The sequence below is a fragment of the Pseudomonas sp. MWU16-30317 genome, assembly GCF_020515695.1.
Taxonomy (GTDB): domain Bacteria; phylum Pseudomonadota; class Gammaproteobacteria; order Pseudomonadales; family Pseudomonadaceae; genus Aquipseudomonas.
The window spans coordinates 367,199-385,838 of the sequence record NZ_JAIWJA010000007.1; the positions used below are offsets into that span (position 1 = coordinate 367,199).

The 18,640-nt window shown below is 53.3% G+C and carries 13 protein-coding genes; 11 read left to right on the forward strand and 2 right to left on the reverse strand.

Annotation, left to right across the window (positions count from 1 at the left end; genetic code table 11):
- The first annotated feature begins 152 nt into the window (after nucleotides 1-152).
- Complete coding sequence (locus tag LIX93_RS20915) at nucleotides 153-482, forward strand: hypothetical protein (RefSeq protein WP_226505961.1); 330 nt, start codon at nucleotides 153-155, stop codon at nucleotides 480-482.
- Nucleotides 483-613: 131 nt separating this feature from the next.
- Complete coding sequence (locus tag LIX93_RS20920; protein WP_226505962.1) at nucleotides 614-1,576, forward strand: zincin-like metallopeptidase domain-containing protein; 963 nt, start codon at nucleotides 614-616, stop codon at nucleotides 1,574-1,576.
- 130 nt (nucleotides 1,577-1,706) lie between these two features.
- Here LIX93_RS20920 and LIX93_RS20925 read toward each other — a convergent pair whose 3' ends face one another.
- Entirely contained in the window at nucleotides 1,707-1,904 is a 198-nt protein-coding gene (locus LIX93_RS20925; protein ID WP_226505963.1) for a hypothetical protein, read from the reverse strand.
- A gap of 221 nt (nucleotides 1,905-2,125) precedes the next feature.
- Between LIX93_RS20925 and mobH the strand changes: the two genes are divergently transcribed.
- The 9 genes from mobH to LIX93_RS20970 all read left to right on the forward strand — a co-directional run bounded on the left by mobH (nucleotide 2,126) and on the right by LIX93_RS20970 (nucleotide 17,515).
- The gene (mobH, locus tag LIX93_RS20930; RefSeq protein WP_226505964.1) at nucleotides 2,126-3,850 is read left to right on the forward strand and encodes a MobH family relaxase; all 1,725 of its coding nucleotides are present in this window, start codon (nucleotides 2,126-2,128) and stop codon (nucleotides 3,848-3,850) included.
- Between the two features lie 665 nt (nucleotides 3,851-4,515).
- Nucleotides 4,516-6,924: an ABC-three component system protein gene (locus LIX93_RS20935; RefSeq protein WP_226505965.1), complete on the forward strand. Its 2,409-nt coding sequence runs from the start codon at nucleotides 4,516-4,518 to the stop codon at nucleotides 6,922-6,924.
- Nucleotides 6,914-7,483 carry a hypothetical protein gene (locus LIX93_RS20940; RefSeq protein WP_226505966.1) on the forward strand — a complete coding sequence of 190 codons (570 nt, stop codon included), beginning with the start codon at nucleotides 6,914-6,916 and terminating at the stop codon, nucleotides 7,481-7,483. Before LIX93_RS20935 ends, LIX93_RS20940 begins: the two co-directional genes overlap by 11 nt.
- On the forward strand, nucleotides 7,476-10,232 hold the full coding sequence (locus tag LIX93_RS20945; protein ID WP_226505967.1) for an AAA family ATPase: 2,757 nt from the start codon (nucleotides 7,476-7,478) through the stop codon (nucleotides 10,230-10,232). Before LIX93_RS20940 ends, LIX93_RS20945 begins: the two co-directional genes overlap by 8 nt.
- Before the next feature lie 935 nt (nucleotides 10,233-11,167).
- Nucleotides 11,168-12,667: an ATPase domain-containing protein gene (locus LIX93_RS20950; RefSeq protein ID WP_226505968.1), complete on the forward strand. Its 1,500-nt coding sequence runs from the start codon at nucleotides 11,168-11,170 to the stop codon at nucleotides 12,665-12,667.
- On the forward strand, nucleotides 12,657-14,774 hold the full coding sequence (locus tag LIX93_RS20955; RefSeq protein WP_226505969.1) for a PAS domain-containing sensor histidine kinase: 2,118 nt from the start codon (nucleotides 12,657-12,659) through the stop codon (nucleotides 14,772-14,774). Before LIX93_RS20950 ends, LIX93_RS20955 begins: the two co-directional genes overlap by 11 nt.
- A gap of 488 nt (nucleotides 14,775-15,262) precedes the next feature.
- Nucleotides 15,263-15,595 carry a transposase gene (locus tag LIX93_RS20960; protein WP_226505970.1) on the forward strand — a complete coding sequence of 111 codons (333 nt, stop codon included), beginning with the start codon at nucleotides 15,263-15,265 and terminating at the stop codon, nucleotides 15,593-15,595.
- Nucleotides 15,592-15,927: an IS66 family insertion sequence element accessory protein TnpB gene (gene tnpB, locus LIX93_RS20965; protein WP_162946121.1), complete on the forward strand. Its 336-nt coding sequence runs from the start codon at nucleotides 15,592-15,594 to the stop codon at nucleotides 15,925-15,927. Before LIX93_RS20960 ends, tnpB begins: the two co-directional genes overlap by 4 nt.
- Before the next feature lie 61 nt (nucleotides 15,928-15,988).
- On the forward strand, nucleotides 15,989-17,515 hold the full coding sequence (locus LIX93_RS20970) for an IS66 family transposase (RefSeq protein ID WP_201144480.1): 1,527 nt from the start codon (nucleotides 15,989-15,991) through the stop codon (nucleotides 17,513-17,515).
- Between the two features lie 20 nt (nucleotides 17,516-17,535).
- On the opposite strand, the gene LIX93_RS20975 is transcribed toward LIX93_RS20970, so the two are convergent.
- Nucleotides 17,536-18,498, reverse strand: a complete 963-nt coding sequence (locus tag LIX93_RS20975) for a DMT family transporter (protein ID WP_120449273.1) — start codon at nucleotides 18,496-18,498, stop codon at nucleotides 17,536-17,538.
- Nucleotides 18,499-18,640: the final 142 nt, after the last annotated feature.

Genomic DNA, 18,640 nt, shown 5'->3' on the forward strand with positions numbered 1-18,640 from the left:
ACCGTTGCTACGGTGATGAACGCCTACTGCTCTCCTGAGCGCCTTTCGAGCTCTGCTCGTCAGGAAAACCCTCTTGATTTTCTTCAACCCACTGCGGGGAAATCTTTTCCCGCACGGGACAGGTTTCTTCGCGTTTTCAACGGAGACATACCATGCCCGACTCACTTTCACCGGAAACACTGAACACCCTCCGGTTGCCCATCGTGCTCACCCCTGGCGCGTGGCAACGCGCAGTACTGCTCGAGCAATCCGATCACGCTGAGAAGCTGCAGGTCGGTCGGTTGAGCCACGTTTTGCGCGCAGCCTTCGAAGCCCACCTGGCCTTTCCACACAAGCCTTACGTGCTGTTCGAGGTAATCCACATTGAACCAACCGATCACTTAGACAACGACCCGTTGCTGCAATTGAGTCTGAGCCTACTCCAAGAACCGGGTCAGCCCGCCGCCTTGCTGATAGCGCTTGCAGGAGAACACCAGCGCTAAGCGCAATGGGCGGCGCCCACCTCCACATTCGGACGGCATGCAAGACCTGCATCAATCCAGTACATCACCCAACCGGGGAACCCTCCCCGACGGGCACGGCGTTCCTCCGTTTTTCTCTCGAGGAAATTGCCATGCGCGATATCTACCAAGACGTAACTGACAAGATCGTTACCGCGTTAGACCAAGGCGTTGCCCCCTGGATCAAACCCTGGTCCTCAAGTGGCTCAGCTGACGTCAGTCATCATCAACCCTACCCCGTCAACGCCATCACGCGACGTCCGTATTCGGGCATCAATTTACCGCTGCTCTGGGCCGAGGCCAGGTTGCAGGGGTTCACTCAAGATCGTTGGCTGACCTTCAACCAAGCCAAAAAGACCGGTGGGCACATCCGTAAGGGTGAGCACAGCACTCTGGCGGTGCTCTACAAGCCGATGGAGCGCGAGGAACAGACCGAGTCAGGCCAACCCGTACTCGATGAAAACGGTCAGTCTAAGGTCGCTCATTTTGGCATTCTCAGGACACATTTTCTGTTCAACATCGAGCAAACGGAGGGGCTCGAAATGCTCAATGACACCCTGCTCGAGACAGAACAGAGTGATCCCTTCCAGCCCAACAGCGTTGCGGAAAATCTGCTGTTAAGTTCAGGTGCACGCATCGTTCATCGGCCTGCCGACGAAGCCTTTTACCACCCGATCAGGGATCTCATCCAACTGCCGACAAAAGCACAATTTCACGATGAGGGCGGGTACTACGCCACGGCACTTCATGAGCTGACGCACTGGACCGGGCATCACTCTCGGTTGCAGCGCGAAGGCGTGACGTCAGCCTGTCCGTTCGGCTCGCTAGACTACGCGTTTGAGGAGTTAATCGCCGAGATGGGCGCTGCTTTTTTATGTGCCTACGCCGGTATACAGGGGGAGCTGCGGCACGAGGGCTACATCGACTCCTGGCTCGGCCTGCTCAAGGCTGACAAACGCGCGATCTTTCGCGCCAGTGGTCAGGCCCGAAGCGCCTCGGAGTATGTACTCAACCTGGAGCAGCGACTGAAGCAGATGGTAATGGATGACTCACGATGCATGAACGATGGAGTTTGATCGTTAACTCACCGTTGCAATCGCATCACAGGGCCCAACGCGAGTTGGGCCCTGTGATGCGCCCAGAAAAATCCCCATGCCGCGGGGCTCTGATGCAAAGAGTCAGGGATGGGCACACACCCGCTGCCTGTCATTCCGCATCCAGGTTCTGCGCCAGATAATCCACCAGCTCGAGGGGACTCCGACTGTCGATCACCTTGTAGATCAGATCGCGTTTGCTGCGCGGTAACTTCTTGACCACGCTATTCGCCGAGGCCCTGACAGCTTCGTCGGTTCCATGGATACGTGCCGCGAGCAGCAGCACGAGCGTGGCGTCAGTGAGGTTCATGGCAAGACCCAAAAAATAGGCACCGCAGTGTACCGACTCTTTTCTTTTCCATACTACCCCCAACAAAATGATGCCTAGCCGTATCCATATTCCAATTGCCATGCAAAGGGACACGAGCCAAAAGGATGGGTAAGGGTTGGAAGGGAATGGGAACCAAGGGTAAGAGCCCTACCCGAAAAGGCTAAAAGGCCATTGACCCTGCTATTTCCCGGGAGGCCACGATGCTCAGTCTGTTTCGACACAAAAGGCAGAAGCCTCCTCCGCCACCAACCATAAACGTCGCCGAAGGTTACCTGCCCATCGAGTCGGCCCACAGCTTGTTAGCTGCGGAGCACCGCCGACAGTTGCTCGACCGCATCTGGCAGTACACCGCCCTCTCCCACGCGCAGTTCATCCAACTCTACTTAAATCCGATCCATCGCTACGCCGAACAGGTCCAGCAACTTCCCGCCAGCGAGACACACCACCATGCGTATCTCGGCGGCATGCTCGACCATGGACTGGAACTGGTCGCGTGCAGTTTGAAACTGCGTCAGTCGTATCTGCTGCCCACCGGCGCTGCGCCCGAAGACCAAGCCGCCCAGACCGATGCCTGGTCGGCGGGTATCGCTTATGGCGCCCTGCTGCATGATATCGGCAAGATCGCTGTGGACCTGCTGGTTGAGCGCCAAGATGGCCGCCTTTGGCATCCTTGGCAGGGTCCCCTGGATCAGCCCTACCGTTTTCGCTATCTCAAAGGTAGGGACTACCACCTGCACGGTGCCGCCGCAGGCTTGCTCTACACCCAGATTCTTGACCGCCCGATCCTCGATTGGCTCAGTGGATTTCCGCCACTGTGGGCCAGTCTGCTGTATGTCCTGGCGGGCCAGTACGAACGTGCCGGCGTGCTCGGTGAGTTGGTGATGCAGGCCGACCGTGTTTCCACCGCACAGAACATCGGTGGTAACCCGAGCAAGGCGCTGCAAGCGCCGATTCATTCGCTGCAACATCACTTGATCAGCGGACTACGTCATCTGGTTCAGCACGAGCTGAAACTCAACCAGCCGGGTGCCGCGGGATGGCTGACCCAGGACGCACTCTGGCTGGTCAGCAAGACCGTCACCGACAAGCTGCGAGCCTACCTGCTGTCGCAATCGATTGAGGGCATTCCCTCCTCCAACATCGCGGTGTTCGACGAACTGCAATCGCATGGGCTGGTCGAGTCCACACCAGAAGGCAAAGCCGTCTGGACCGCGCTTATCGCGCAGGGAAACTGGCAGCAGAGCTTTACCTTTCTGCGCATTCAACCGGCATTGATATGGGGAAGCGAAGACCGCCCAGAAGCTTTCAGCGGAACAGTGAGCATTGCAGTCGATGACCACCCGACTGACGTTCCGGCACCTGCACTGGCCCCCAAGGCAGGCGGAGCAGGATCGCATCAAAACCAATCGCTGGAAGATCCTATGGCGATGGAGGATGCCGACTACCTCGGAACGTTGCTGGACATGTTCGAATTGGCAGACCCCGAGGCCAGTGGCGCACCGTCAGAAAGCGCTCTCGAAATCTCAAATCCCCCTTCGAATAACCCTGGTCAGGTTTTCCTAAATTGGGTCAAGGAAGGCATCCTGAGCCACAAGCTGATCATCAACGACAGTAAGGCAAAAATCCATACCGTAAGCGGAACTGTGTTTCTAGTAACACCTGGCCTCTTCCAACGCTACGCTCAGGAGTTTCCTGGTATCTCACAGGGTGCCACTCAAGAGATTGAAGAATGGCGTTGGGTGCAGAAGCAGTTTGAGAAACTGAAGGCCCACAGAAAACGTGACGATGGCTTGAACATATGGATCTGTCAGGTCGAAGGTCCTCGGAAGAAAGCAAATCTCAAAGGTTACTTACTCGAGACACCGGCGTTGTTGCTCAACATTGTGCCTGCCGACAATCCTTTTCTTAATATCGTCAGTGCTTAAATTTCCATAGCAGGCTATTGGATCCCTACGACGTTCTGTATCGCGAGTACTTGCCAGCTTTCGTCCTCTGCACTCAGTACTTTCACGATCAATAACGGTCTTTGCGGCCTCATATTTTTTCAATTCGACGCTTTAGCCACAACTGCACCTGCTTTCGAACTCTCACATCCCCCAAGTCGTCAAGCACCGTAACCGCTCGTGCCCCAGGCTGTAGCGAATCGCCACTGCGGCCATCCACCTCGACCGCTTGTCCAACCCGGAGAGCGGCTGTGATGAGACTCTGCCATCTCGCTCCCTCTTCAGGGGCGGGTAGGAACGTCGCTCGATCACCACTTCGGGTCGCCTAGCGCTAGAGAGCGTTACGCGGTGGGTAGTGGAAGATAAGTCCTGCTACGGTAAAGTCCGAACGTCACCAATTGAACCGCAGCAATGCTGGCCACGCCCTCTTCGTCTGGACATTCTAGCTACTCATCGCCGCACGGCTTATGATGATGGCAGCTTGGCATTGCCCCGCTTCCTTGTCGGAGCGTTTCGGAGCTACGCAGCTTTTCTAACAACGGATGGATCCTGGGCTCCGCGATTCGCGAAATGGTCGTCAGGACTTACATTCAAGAGGAAAGTACGCTTCCCGCACAATGTCAGTCACTCAATGCTAGGAGCAAAAATTGGCTGAAGAAGCAGTATCATTCATCTCCCCAGAAGACGAAGCGGCTGTTCGAGAGGACAGAACTCAAGCTCCCGAACTGTTCACCCTCGACTCCGGTCAGCTACCTTTCGAACGAATGGGTGATGCTCATTTTGAGCTTTTGGTCGCTGATGTCTTTCGCGCTGAACTGAAAGCTGGCTCAGAGGACTGGTTCGACACTGTAAGTCGTCTAAATGACGGCGCAGACCAAGGGCGTGACGTAATTTTGTTCAACGATGGCAATCCCGTCGGCGTAATTCAGTGCAAGCGCTTAAAGACAACACTCGAGCTCGAAGCACTGATTTATGAGATCTGTAAATTCTTTTTATATGCTCACATCAGACCTCAAATCTGCTCGGCTCCGGGAACTCCCTTTAGATATTACGTGGCAGTTGCCGATAGCGTCAGCACCAAGCTTTTTGAGTTTATGCAAGGCACGGGGCAGGCGCGCTTTGATGATTTGCGTGCGACCTTCCAGACCAAATGCGGCACTGTGCGCACCAGGTCTGAAACCCTAAAAAAACACCCACTGCTCAAAGACCTCTCAAAAGCTGAGCTGTGCAATATTGTCTGGCAATGGATACCGCACTTACGGACTGCGGTTTTCAAGAAAGATAGCCTTTCAAGCCTCGTGACAAAGTACCCAACAGTAAAACGTACCTATTTCCAACTAGAATCCGATAGCGCCGCGATTATCGAAAGCATTCGTGACTATCTAGTATCTCAAGGTGGAGCGCTTTCAGGTGCTGACGAACCGTACCTGAAAAAGATCCGTACAGAGTACATTGATCGGGAGCTGCGTGAGGGCGATCAACTCAATATCGGACTCATCCAAGGTAAGGATTTAATTCCTTTTCTACAGACCATGCTTGCTCCAGAAGTGGGGATATTCGAGCAAACTTTTGGTAACCGCCCCGTAGTGCTCGCGGCAGGTTCGGCAGGCGCTGCTCCTGGGCAGTGGAGCGACATAAACGCCCTTGTAAAAGCCTACCCAAATCCTCTCGTATTCGTAGTCGGATGCGGAGAGGTCACCGGCGCTATGTTGATCGACTGGACTGCAACCGACGGAATGTCGTCCATAGACCCTTCCTGGAAGCCGGCACCCGCACAGAAATTCAGGGCGGGATGGTGCTGGGTAACCGACCCTGCCGAAGGGCTTATCAACTGCTATGTTCTGGTCGAAAACGAACCCAATAATACTGACTTTGATCGAGGTAACATTTCTCTCAGGCTTGCTTTCAAGGATCTTATCGTCTGGCCTACCTTAGGAAATGATTTCACTAATCCACTCCAGAATAAAAACTCTCAATTGCGGAGAATTATCGCGAGCCAAGCTGACGATCGGCAACGCCGACAGAATCTGATCCTCGCCTCTCAACACATCTCCGACCTCAAGGGGATCGCTAAATCTCTGCCGGATTACTACGCAAGACGGCTGGCTTCTTCGGTTGTAGTTGCGGCGGCCAACAGTGAGCAGCTGCGAAATTGTGCGATGAAGATTCACAGCGCAACCGGGATTTTTCCAGCTGCAGACGGAGCACACAGCACCCGCTCGAGCCTACCAGGGATACAGCCTCCAAGCCGTGTCATGCGCAGGAGCACCAGTGGTGGGATGACGCTCACGCTGACATGGGACGCGGATGGGTCTCTGGAGCGTGTGAAGGGCCATAGATTGCAAGATGGTGTAGTCGAAGATGACCTGGAACCAGCTGCGCTAGAGTTCCACGAACTCTTCGACCGTCATCCGCCGGACGCTTATTATCTTGACGTGGTAAAGGAAGAATTCCAGCGGCTTGACACACTCGTGCAAGCAGGAAGCATTAAAGACTCGCAGGGCTTTGCCTATCAGACCAGGTACGGAGTAAGGCACGATAACGATTTTACGTTAGAGGAGATGGCCTCCTCCGGAAAATATGTGATGAGAGCTGTGAAAGCGCTGAGCTACCTCAAGTCTCACAAAGACTCTGCTTGGATCAGCGAGTCTGGGACGAAAGGCCACCTGCAGTTCAGCAACGCTGAAGGCGAGTACAACGTGCTGGCGTGGGCAAATGACGATTTCGGTGTAAGAGATATGGCGAACGACCTTTACCGATGGGCTAGAGGTACTGCCAATCATCCACAACTTGTTGTTTTCGCCAATTGCATTGGTCGCGTTGAGGATGCCAAGCCCGGTGAGACCACCGAAGATGAGGAAACCAGTCCAGAGCGCTTCGACATTTCAGCTCCACCGAACAGAAAAGACTCCATCACCGATGTAGCAATGGTGAATAAGGTCTACTTCTTCGCTCTCGACGGGGTCGAGTCTATGTATGACAAGGCAAAGGCTATACCCGCTGAAGATTTTATGGATGACATATCTACTCGCAGGAAAACACTAGATGCTCAGTGACCTGATTAAGCTCTTGGATGAGCGGGCAACCGAAGCCGGGTTCACATCCCCGGAGAATGGTGTCTTGACGTTTATAGGCGATCCTCACTGGCCGGGCCCTCCTCCAACGACTCAATTGAAGTATTGGTCGACTACTTTTGCATCTGTTTTGCTTGTGCGCGTCGACGGCGCTACGGCGGAGGAAGCCTGGATAGAAACAAAGCATGCTGAAGCGTTTCTAGACGCAGGACTCCTACGGCTGGAAAAAAAAGGATCCGTGGTGGATGGCTACTTGGTTCTAGCGCTGACTCATTCAAATGAAGAGCTCAAGCGATTCATTATCGACGTTGAGAAAGACACGAGGTTCGTCAGGAAGCACGTCGTTTACCAGGATGTCGAAGGCTGGCAGCGCTGCCAACGTATCACCCCCCTTGGTTTGGCAGGACCCTCTGAACAAGCTGACTACTCTCAATTCGTCCCTGAAAATCAAGAGATGACTAATCTGCTGGCATCTCTGGCGACATCAAAAGGAAAGGAACTCGCACGCACTCATGGAAAGAAGTGGGATTTGAATGAATAACTTATCTATTAAATTTATTTCGGTAGAGATCCAAAATTTTCGCGGCGTGCCGGATGTTCTACGAATCCCGCTGAGCGCACCATTAACGATTATTCACGCAGCCAACGGCACCGGTAAAAGCACCATATGCTATGCACTAGAATGGCTGCTCACAAATAAAGTAGGCGACCTTCCAACAACCACAGATTTTTCTTGTCAGTGGGGATCGGGAGACACCTCCGTAAGCGCCGTCTGTGAGATAAATGGTGAGATCTATCAGCTAGAGCGGGCCAATGGCAAAGCCGCAATCAAGAAACATGATGATCGCAGAAAGCGGCAGATTAGAGACGCGGCTCTACTCGAAATGCTCACGCCAGCATCTGTTTCCGGTAGCAGTACCCAAGCAACGACCAAGGCACGTCGGGACTGGCTACGCAATTGCAGGTGGCTATACGCAAACTCCTTGGCCCTTCTGGTAGACAACAGTGAATCGGCGCTCCGACAACAGATATTTGCGGACATATTGGGGCTGGGCCACCTTGCGAGCACACTCAGCAATTTAAAAGAATACCGGACTGAGCTTCCCAAAACCCAAGGTTTGGAGACAAAGCTGCAGGCGCTTGTGACAGAAATCGAAGCGCTTGAAGCAAGGCTTTCTGAAAGCCGGCATGAGCGCGACCAAGTCGCTCTCAAGCTGAATGAGGTGCTAGCTGGATTTCCAGACACTCAGTCAACAGGAAACCTTCTGCATGATTTCAAAACTGTTCAATTGAAGGTGGCCGGGCTACTGCAGACGGCTAAGCGTCAGAAGACCGTATTGAGTTTGTTGCAGGAGGGATGGGCGGAATACGAATCCGGTCTTCAGCAGTTGGGAATCAACCGGGATTTGCTGAAAGAGATTACTGAAACCATCGCGAAATTGAACAATGAGCACAGCCAGCTAGCTGAGAAGCTCTCTGCCCTCAATGCACAAATGGGCCAAGCCAAGATTAATGTTGACTGGGCGCGAAAAAATACCGAAATTCTGGATCGCTGGGACACCATCATTGCCGATCCGGTCTTCGTCCAGCGGTTCCCTCAACCCGATATTTCCTTCGAACTTTTGCAGCAAAACTTCGTTGAATATGGCTGGGATGCAGACCGGCAACAGCGATGGCTGAATGCTCTCGAATACTTGATCAGCCAGAAGAGCACCTTGTTGGATCTCCTCCAACGAAAAGAAGATTTGCTACGCAATCCTATCTTACCACCAGCAAACTTCGTTCAGACATCAAAATCTGCAGATGAGGCCAAGCAAGCGAGAATAAAAGCTCAAGCCGAATTCGACGCTTTATCAAGCGTTATAGATCGTCTAAGAGCTCTCGGACATGAAGCGATGAAAGCTCTCACGAGTGGTCATTGCCCCTTGTGCAGCCATGACTGGAAATCGGCTGACGCACTGCACGAGCACCTTACTTACGCTGCTGCGACACCAGAGTTGCAGGCGGCCAAAAGCAACCTGGAAACGGCTCAGGCGACCGAGCAGCTGTGGAGCTCATCATTACAAACCGCTAACCTACAGCAATCTTCAGCTGAAAATTATTCTGCCCAGCTTAAGTCTGTAGCCGACAAACTGAAGTCAATTGACGAGAAAACAAGCTATTTAGCAACCATGAATAAAGCTGAGTTCTCAGCGTCTGACGTCAACAGCTTTGAATACCTGCTAACCAGTATCAGAATCGCGCTTGATGCAAAAAAAATCGCAGAAGCAATGCCAAGGATTGATGAGTTCTTTCAGCTGCCGTCTTCAGTCAACGCAAGAGATGGGGTACCTGCTGCACGGAAGGCCCTGATTCATTACACACAGCATTTCGAGCAACAACTTAAGTCGGACGGTGCAGAGCAACCGGCTCTCACCCGCTCCGTGGCCGAGAAGCTCCAAAGTATTCAGGCCAAAACCCAAGAATCTCACCAGGTCAACGCCAGCATTGCGGCGGTTTCTGAAATAGTAAATCGTTTCCAAAGCCAATGGAACGAAGTCAACAGCGGTCTCCCAGTTTCATTGGAGTTGCACACCGCAACACAAACTCGCGTGGAAGGAGAACTCGCGAGAGCGGAGGGATATGAACTTAATATTAGCGAGTGCAAAATCCTCCTGAGTGTCGATGACGACTCCGAGAGATTGAGGAGCCTTCACAAAGAAAAGCAGGTGGTAACAGAGAAGCTCAAGGCAGGCCAAAGCCACATAACAGCCGCTGACAATGCGATCGGTCGATACAGCGATCATGTTCGTAACGCGACCGTTTCGAGTCTATCCCCCCTTTTGGGCCCAGCGACTGAATTGTTCTCGCGGATGCACGCCAACGAGGTCTATCACAAGCTGAGTGTCTCTGGGGACGATTTGAACTGGATGGTACTCGCTGAAGGTCACGACACACCGTTGGAAGCTCAAGAAAAATTGAGCCAAGGACAGCGGCAAGACCTGGCGCTATCGCTCTACCTTGCCAGAGCAAAAAGTACCGGCGGCAGTTTCCTGCTAGATGAGCCGATCGCCCACCTGGATGACCTGAACCGCGTAGCTATGCTGGACATTTTCAGACTCGCCGCAACGTCAATGCCGAACATGAGTTTGATCCTTACTACCGCAAGCGACAGTTTAGCCCGACACCTGATGCAGAAATTTTCCAGCATCTCAGATAAGCAGCTATTGAACACAATCTATCTGGAAGGAAACCCGCGTACGGGCGTGAAAGCGACTGTAAATGGAATTCCAACCGATACAGCGGCGTAGTTTTCTAGGAATTGGAGAAACCACTGGCCCGGGAGATTAAGCATTTCCTGACTCAGCAGCCGAAACTGATACCACCCGTTAAAAAATGAAAGCACATAGTTGGCCTGACAAGCCTAACTCCAAGGATCAAAAAATGGGCCGAGGAAAAGAGTTCTTTCGAGGGATGACGAAAACCCGTCTAAAGGAGGTGATTCGGGAGGAAGTTGCAGCGGTTGATTTCGGGCAGGAATTTGAGTCCTCCCTCATTTCCGACCTCATACTCCTGAAACATTACCACTGCGCAGCGCAACGCCTTCGCCCTAGTCTCTTTCGAAAACTACCCCGACACGGAGCAGCTTACGATTTCCAAGGCTACTTTCCAGCCCATGGCTGGCACGGAGTCTCATGGACGCAATGCCTCGACTCTCGAGATGAAATGGCCTGGTTGGATCGCGCGCTCAGGGATGCCGCACACCCTATAATTTCCAGCTATAGGTCGACACACCCAATATGCGAACGGTGCGGGAACAACCCCTCAAGTGAAGTTGACCACGTTTCTCCTGAGTTCAACGTTGTGGTCACCCAGATCATTCAGACGCTTAGCCCTCCTCAGATCGAGGAGATATTTTCCCGCTTTAACTGGCTGGACAAAAAGCCATTCTCTTTGCCGCTAGGGCACGCTGCTTTGCAGCTTCTTGATGATGCTCATCAGACTGCGATCCTCCAAGCCGTATGCAGGCCGTGCCATGTTCTCAACGGGAATGAACGGCGGCGCTGAGCGATTCGGAGTAAGCGTGTGGCGAAGTCACCTTGCATGGTTCAGGTCTGCGTATGTCCCCTCACATCTGATTTTTTGGTTGCTGGCCGGCATCATATGGCGGTAGCGAATGGCAGGCCTCATACTCAACCAGACGCGCTTTAGCCCTCACTACTCGACAGTCACTCCAGAGGTTCAAATGGTTCAACCACACCCTATCGTCTCGACTGGAAATGTTGGGTTTGACTCTGTCCTGAAAGGTGGGCTACCAAGCAATCGTCTTTATTTGCTTGAGGGTACGCCGGGTTCTGGAAAGACAACGCTAGGGTTACAGTTTCTGCTGGACGGGGTTGCCGCTGGCGAGCAAGTGCTATACATCACCCTTTCTGAAACCAGTGAGGAGCTTGATAGTGTTGCGCACTCTCACGGCTGGTCGCTGGAAGGCATTGATTTGTTTGAGTTCTCTTCTACTGAAGAGGTCTTGGGTGAAGACTACGAGCAATCAATCCTGCACCCTTGGGAAGCAGAGCTTGGAGGCACCATCAAGCTTATCCAGCAGCGCGTTGATAAGCTCCAACCCAAGCGTTTGGTTTTTGATAGCCTTTCCGAAATGCGCCTTCTGGCTCAAGACCCTCTGCGTTATCGCAGGCAGGTGTTAGCGCTCAAGCAATATTTTGCGGGTCGAGATATTACAGTGCTGTTAGTGGATGACCTGACGGCATCCAACGGCGAGCGAGACAATCACTTGCACAGCCTCTGCCACGGTGTGATCACCCTAGAGCGACTGACGCTGGATTTCGGAGCCGCACGAAGACGCCTTCAAGTGCAGAAGCTACGTGGTGTAGATTTCGTCGCGGGTTTTCATGACTTCACGATTCGTGAAGGCGGTCTTGAGGTTTACCCACGTCTGATCGCCTCCACGCATCATGTGGAATTTAAAGCGGAAGCTGTCGCAAGCGGAGTCAGTGAGTTAGACGATCTATTAGCCGGAGGGCCGTTGAGGGGTACGAGTACGCTCGTCACCGGCCCTGCGGGCTCTGGGAAGACCACAATTTCGCTGGCGTACCTGAGCGCTGCATGCCGACGGGGTGAGAAATGCACCATCTACGAGTTTGACGAGCGAATCGGCACGCTGATCTCTCGTGCAGACAGCATGGGCATGGATCTGAGCCGCTACGTTTCAAGCGGTCAGTTGGTCATTCAACAAATAAACCCAGCAGAGATCTCCCCCGGTGAGTTTGCTTGGCGTGTCCGAGCCGAGGTCGAGCAGCGCGGCAGCTCCATGATTGTCGTTGATAGCCTCAATGGCTACATGGCGGCAATGCCACAGGAACAACAACTTATTTTGCAGATTCATGAGCTGCTTTCCTATCTTAGCCAGCTCGGGGTCGTGACCTTCCTGATCAATCCTCAGCATGGGTTGGTCGGCTCTATGTCCACTAACCTCAATGTTTCCTATGTGGCGGACACCGTTATCTTGATTCGCTTCTTCGAAGCTCAGGGCCGGCTGCGCAAAGCGATATCTGTACTCAAACATCGAGGTGGCGCACATGAGGATGCCATTCGAGAGCTTCGTATTGATTCGAGAGGGGTACGCGTTGGCGAACCGTTGTCCAATTTCCGAGGGGTTCTGACTGGAACACCCGAGTATTTTGGCGCCGATGTTCCGCTGATGGAAGGTCGAAAGCGTGTTGAGTAAGCCGCTCGCCGATGACAGAAGATTGTTGGTTGTGGCTCCTTTTAAAGGAGACGCGCTGAGTCTGAGCAAGTTATTTGGCGATAAATATCCAGTCCGTATTCATCACGACCTGGTCTCTCTATCGTTAGCACTGGGTGAGGATACTGGGCTGGTGATACTCACAGAGGAGTGTCTGTCTGGTGATGTGGAGAGCCTCGCAGGCGCTCTGAGTCACCAGCCGGGCTGGTCTGAAATACCCATCATATTGCTTGCATCAAGCAATGGACGCTCGGGAAGAGACACGGAGCTAGCAAGGCGCCGACTGCCTAAATCGGCAGGTCACGTGATCGTTTTGGAAAGGCCTCTTAGCTCAACATCACTCTTGAGCGCTGTAGGTGCCGCTTGGCGCTCTCGTGAGCGCCAATTTGAAATGCGCGAAAGTTTGAATCAACTTGCAAAAGAGCGCAGCCGCCTGAGCATCCTGCTCGAAAATATTCCCGTTGGAGTTTGTTTCATGGATACGGAGGGGGCTTCAGTCATCAGTAACCCTCTATATCGCCAGTACGTGCCTGGAGATCTCATCCCCTCCAAGCAACCAGACGGAGCGGCTCGGTGGGTCGCGCTGGATGACCAGGGGAAAATGCTTGAGCCTCAGATGTTCCCGGGTGCTAGAGCATTGAGAGGCGACCCTGCGACGGGAGTAGACTTCTACCGCAGGCTAGACGGCATGCAAGAGTCCTGGATGAGGGTGAGTGCTGTGCCGCTGTATGATGAAACCCATCAGATCATCGGTGCCGCATCGGTCATTTTGGATATTAACGAAGAGAAGCAGGCTGAGCTAAGTCTTCGGCGGTTTAATGAAGAGCTGGAAACTCAGGTAAAGTTGCGTACTAAAGAGCTGAGTCAGGCTGTTGATCTGCTGCAATCAGAAAGTGCAGAAAGAGCCCGCGCCGAGGAGCAACTGCGACAGTCCTTGAAAATGGAAGCGGTGGGTCAGCTCACGGGTGGAATTGCACACGACTTTAATAACATGCTTACCGGCGTGATCAGCGCGCTGGACTTGATAAAAGTGCGCATGGCCAAAGGAAGAGTCGATGGTGTGGAGCGATTCATGGATGCGGCGCTGAGTTCAGCGCAGCGAGCGGCATCGTTGACACACCGATTGCTGGCCTTCTCCCGGCGCCAATCCCTGGATGCCAAGGCTGTTTCTGTCAACCATTTGATAGGGTCACTTGAAGACCTGCTTCGAAGAACCGTGACAGAGCAGATTTTACTCAAGCTAGACCTATGTGCCGACGAGCCTTGGGTGTTGGTCGACACGAACCAATTAGAGAATGCGATTCTTAATTTGGTCATTAATGCCAGAGACGCCATGCCCAATGGCGGAACGATATCCATTGTGACGCAGGTTGAGCCAACCCTTGAGCTCAGTACCAATGCAATGGTGACGATACAGGTCATAGACACTGGCTGTGGTATCGCACCCTCGCTCCTGGAAAAGGTGATGGAGCCCTTTTTCACCACAAAGCCGATAGGACAAGGGACGGGCTTGGGATTATCCATGGTGTATGGGTTTGCTAATCAGAGTAAAGGCAGCCTTTCCATCGACAGTGTGCTGGACGTTGGTACAACCGTCTCAATCTGTCTGCCAGAAAACATGAAGTCCGAGTTTGAAAAATCCAAGGATTCCGAAATTGCCGCCATGGGCCAGGGCCAGTGCATCCTCTTGGTCGAAGACGATGATTCTGTGCGATTAATTAACCAGGGGGTGCTTGAAGAGCTTGGTTATCGAGTATATGTGGCACGGGACGGTGAGGAGGCATTGAGAGTATTCAATGATCTGGCAGATATAGCTATTCTTCTCACAGACGTAGGCCTACCTGGCATGAATGGTCGTCAGTTGGCTGAGGTTATGCAGCAGCTGAAACCGCGTCTGCCCGTGCTTTTTTTGACAGGTTACGCAGAAGGCGCCTTGACTAGGGCGGACTTCCTCGGCCCGAGAATGCAGCTTTTGACCAAGCCATACACCTTGGATTTATTGGCTAGTCGAGTAGCGAGCATGCTGGCTGAGGATCAGTTCGTCTCTGATAATTTTGCCGGCTCAGGGTCGATTGCGGGCTCCTATTGACGCTGGGAAACACGGTGTCCATACCTTTTTTAGGATGTGGTAATGCAAAAAAGCCTCGCATTGCTAAGCAGTAAGCGTCGGCCATTACACCTTTTCTGAACACACTCAGTCAGGCTAAATATTGAGATTAGTCGTGTGTACTTTGTAAATTCAGTTTCGCTAGACATCTAATGTTTGAAACAACCATTCATTACGCTTCAGGCAATCCCGGTTTTTCGGAATTGCCTGGTGATACGAAAATTTGAGCATTTTTGGCACGTTGCTTTTCAGTGCTGGCTTACCCTCAGTACTCTTAAAGCTTTTGTCACACAACAAATCTGTTAACCAACTGATTCAGGTTCACGGCCAGTTTTGACATTTCACCGCATGCACTTGCTGTCTGGCTGTATGCGTCCGGCCAAGTCATCTACCCAGCCCCGCAAAGCCAAGACATGGTGTGCACTTAAATTTAAGTGGGCACCAGTTCTAGCCTTTTAAGCGGGTATTTCATGCAGCCATCACGCCGTTCCTATTCCAAATCCTTCAAGGCCCAGGTCATTCAAGAGTGTGCCCAGCCCGGTGCTTCGATTGCCAGCATCGCTCTCAGCCATAGCCTCAACGCAAACCTCGTCCACAAATGGATTCGGGTGCACACGCACAAAAGCGCCGTGCTACAACATGCATTTATCCCATTACCCGTGCCGGTGGCCGCAGCAAGTTCGCACGCAGCGTCATCGAATATCTGTGTTGAGATCCAGCACCCACGCGGTACCGTTAAAGTGAACTGGCCCACTGAAAATGCTGCTGCATGCGCGACCTTTCTTCGAGACCTTTTACGATGATCCGCATCGACGCCATCTGGCTCGCCACCGCGCCGATGGACATGCGCGCTGGTACCGAAACTGCGTTAGCCAAGGTGGTCGCGGTGTTCGGTGCGGCGCAGCCGCACTGTGCTTATCTGTTCGCCAACCGCCGCGCCAATCGAATGAAAGTGCTGGTGCATGACGGCTTCGGAGTATGGCTGGCGACGCGCCGGTTGAACCAAGGCAAGTTTCACTGGCCTGGCATTCGTTATGGGTCTGAGATGGAGCTGGATACCGAGCAACTTCAGGCATTGGTGCTGGGTCTGCCATGGCAACGCGTAGGTTATCGAGGCTCGATCACACTGCTTTAGCGGTTGCCATTAGCCCATCGGCCTATCGCCGCAAAGCGCCTGCTCTGGCAAAATCCAGCGCATGACTTCTTTGTCCAATCTCGACCAAATGTCCCCCGACCAACTGCGTGCTTTGGCAGCGCAGTTGCTGTCGCAAGTCGACACGATGGGCAAGAAAATAAACCGTGATCAAACAGTCATCGAGAAACTGACCGTCGAGATCGCCCAGCTCAAGCGTTTGAAGTTTGCCAAGCGCAGCGAGCAGATGAATCCTGAGCAGGCCAGTTTGCTCGATGACCTGATCGATACCGATATCGCAGCGATTGAAGCAGAGCTTCAGGCTTTGCAGACAATGCCAGCGACGACCGAGAAAAAGCAGAAACCCAAGCGCACTGCATTACCGGCTGAGTTTCCACGCACACTGATCCATCACGAACCGGACAACACTCACTGCCCATGCGGCTGCGCCCTCAAGCGCATCGGTGAGGACGTTAGCGAGAAGCTGGACTACACGCCCGGCGTGTTCACCGTCGAACGCCATGTCCGTGGCAAGTGGGTCTGCGATGACTGCGAAACGCTGATCCAGGCACCGGTTCCGGCGCAGGTTATTGATAAGGGCATCCCGACTGCGGGCCTACTTGCACACGTCATGATTGCCAAGTTTGCTGACCATTTGCCGCTTTACCGTCAGGAATCTATTTTTGGTCGAGCGGGCTTGTCAATTCCACGTTCAACATTGGCTCAATGGGTTGGCATGACTGGCGTTCAGTTACAGCCGCTGGTCGATGCACTGCGCGACGTAGTCCTCGGACAGCAGGTCATCCACGCCGACGAAACACCGGTACAGATGCTCGCCCCTGGATCTAAGAAAACCCAACGCTCTTATGTCTGGGCCTACGCCACCAGCCAGTTCTGCGAAACGGCGGCGGTGGTTTACGACTTCAGCCCCAGCCGCGCCGGTGAGCATGCTCGTAACTTTCTGCAAGACTGGAGGGGCAAGCTGGTCTGCGACGATTTTGGCGGCTACAAAGCCAGTTTCGAACTGGGTGTTACCGAAATCGGCTGCATGGCCCATGCGCGGCGCAAGTTCTTCGAATTGCACGCAACTAACAAGAGCCTGCTCGCCGAACAGGCCCTGCGTTACATCCAGTTGCTGTACGAAATCGAGGGCGAAGTGCGCGACCTGGAGCCGGATTTACGACGGCGAATACGGCAAGAAAAAGCCGTGCCAGTGATGGATATGCTGCATGCCTGGATGGTGGCCCAGCGCGATCTCGTGCCTGAAGGTTCGGCTATCAGCAGAGCGCTGGATTACAGCCTGAAACGCCGGGCAGCGTTGTCGCGCTACCTTGATGACGGGGCCGTACCCATAGACAACAATTGGGCAGAGAACCAAATCCGGCCATGGGCTCTTGGACGCAAGAACTGGCTTTTCGCAGGGTCGCTACGCAGTGGAAAACGGGCTTCGGCGATCATGAGCCTGATACAGTCTGCGCGATTGAATGGACATGATCCGTATGCTTACTTGAAGGACGTTCTCACGCGCCTGCCGACGCAGCGAGCGAATGAAATAGGTCAATTGCTTCCGCATCACTGGATCCCTTCCTAATTCGAGCGGGCGAGTTTGAGTCATCTACCTTTGGCAGACGCATCATCTACATTGAGAATGCTGTGAACCGCTATTCCTGCACCTATGAGCACGGCAATAAGACCTGACGCCTCTATGGGAGTTGGAAGCCTGCCGTTAAAGAGCAAGCCGAGTAAAGCTGCGAACAAAGACTCCAGCGAAATCAACTGACCGGAAAGCACCATCGGGAGCCGTCGTGTCGCTGCGTTCCATGCCCAAGCGCCGATCACCGAAGACATAACCGCAATGACCAAGCTCCAGGTATAAAGATGTCCCGCCAAGGTGATGCTGAAACCAATGCTCGGGAGTTTAAAGAGGCCTAGCGCTTGTACAACGGGTATCAGGCACAAGGTGCCCATGCCAGCACCCGCCATCATCAACCCTGTCCAGATGCCTGTTGCAGCACGGGGAAGTTTCCCCATGGCGCTTTGATTCAGCAGACTGAAGGCTAACCACAGGGTCACTGCTAAGACAGAAAAGAATAATCCCGCTAGCCAAGACGTCTTACCTGCCTGCGGCAGATTCATGCTGCTGATATTTGAAAGGACGAGCCCAACCATCAAGAAAGTCAGTGGTAGGGCAAGACTGTGCCACTGCACCGTCTTTTCTCTCGCATTGCCGAATAAGGCGAGTAGAACAGGTACGAACCCAACAAACGCTGCCGTCAGCACGGGGCCACCGAAGATTACGCCTGCGGCAATACAGCTGCTGTACCCTAAATATCCGATTGCGCCCAGCCCTGCGGCGAGCAACTGCTGGGAGCGTTGCAATAAACGCCTCTGGGCGCGGCATAGGATCACGCCTAATGCCCCCAAGGCACCCGCGATTAGAAACCTGATGATCGTAAGGTCGTAAATGCTGTAGGCGCCAGTGACGTAAGGGGCTATGAAGTTAAGAGCCCAAGCCAGCGTAGCGAAAACGGCGAGTATCACTCCGGCGATGATATTTGAACGGGCGGTGACCATTAGCTTAAATCCAGTTGTCAACGCCAACCCAAAACTGACCCCTTTACTGCATTTTTCGCCAACTGAAATCTGACCCCCTCGGCCTGCTTTTAAACGCTCTTCACCGCTCGCGCAGGGCTGGTACCCGCCTTGCGTTTATCCT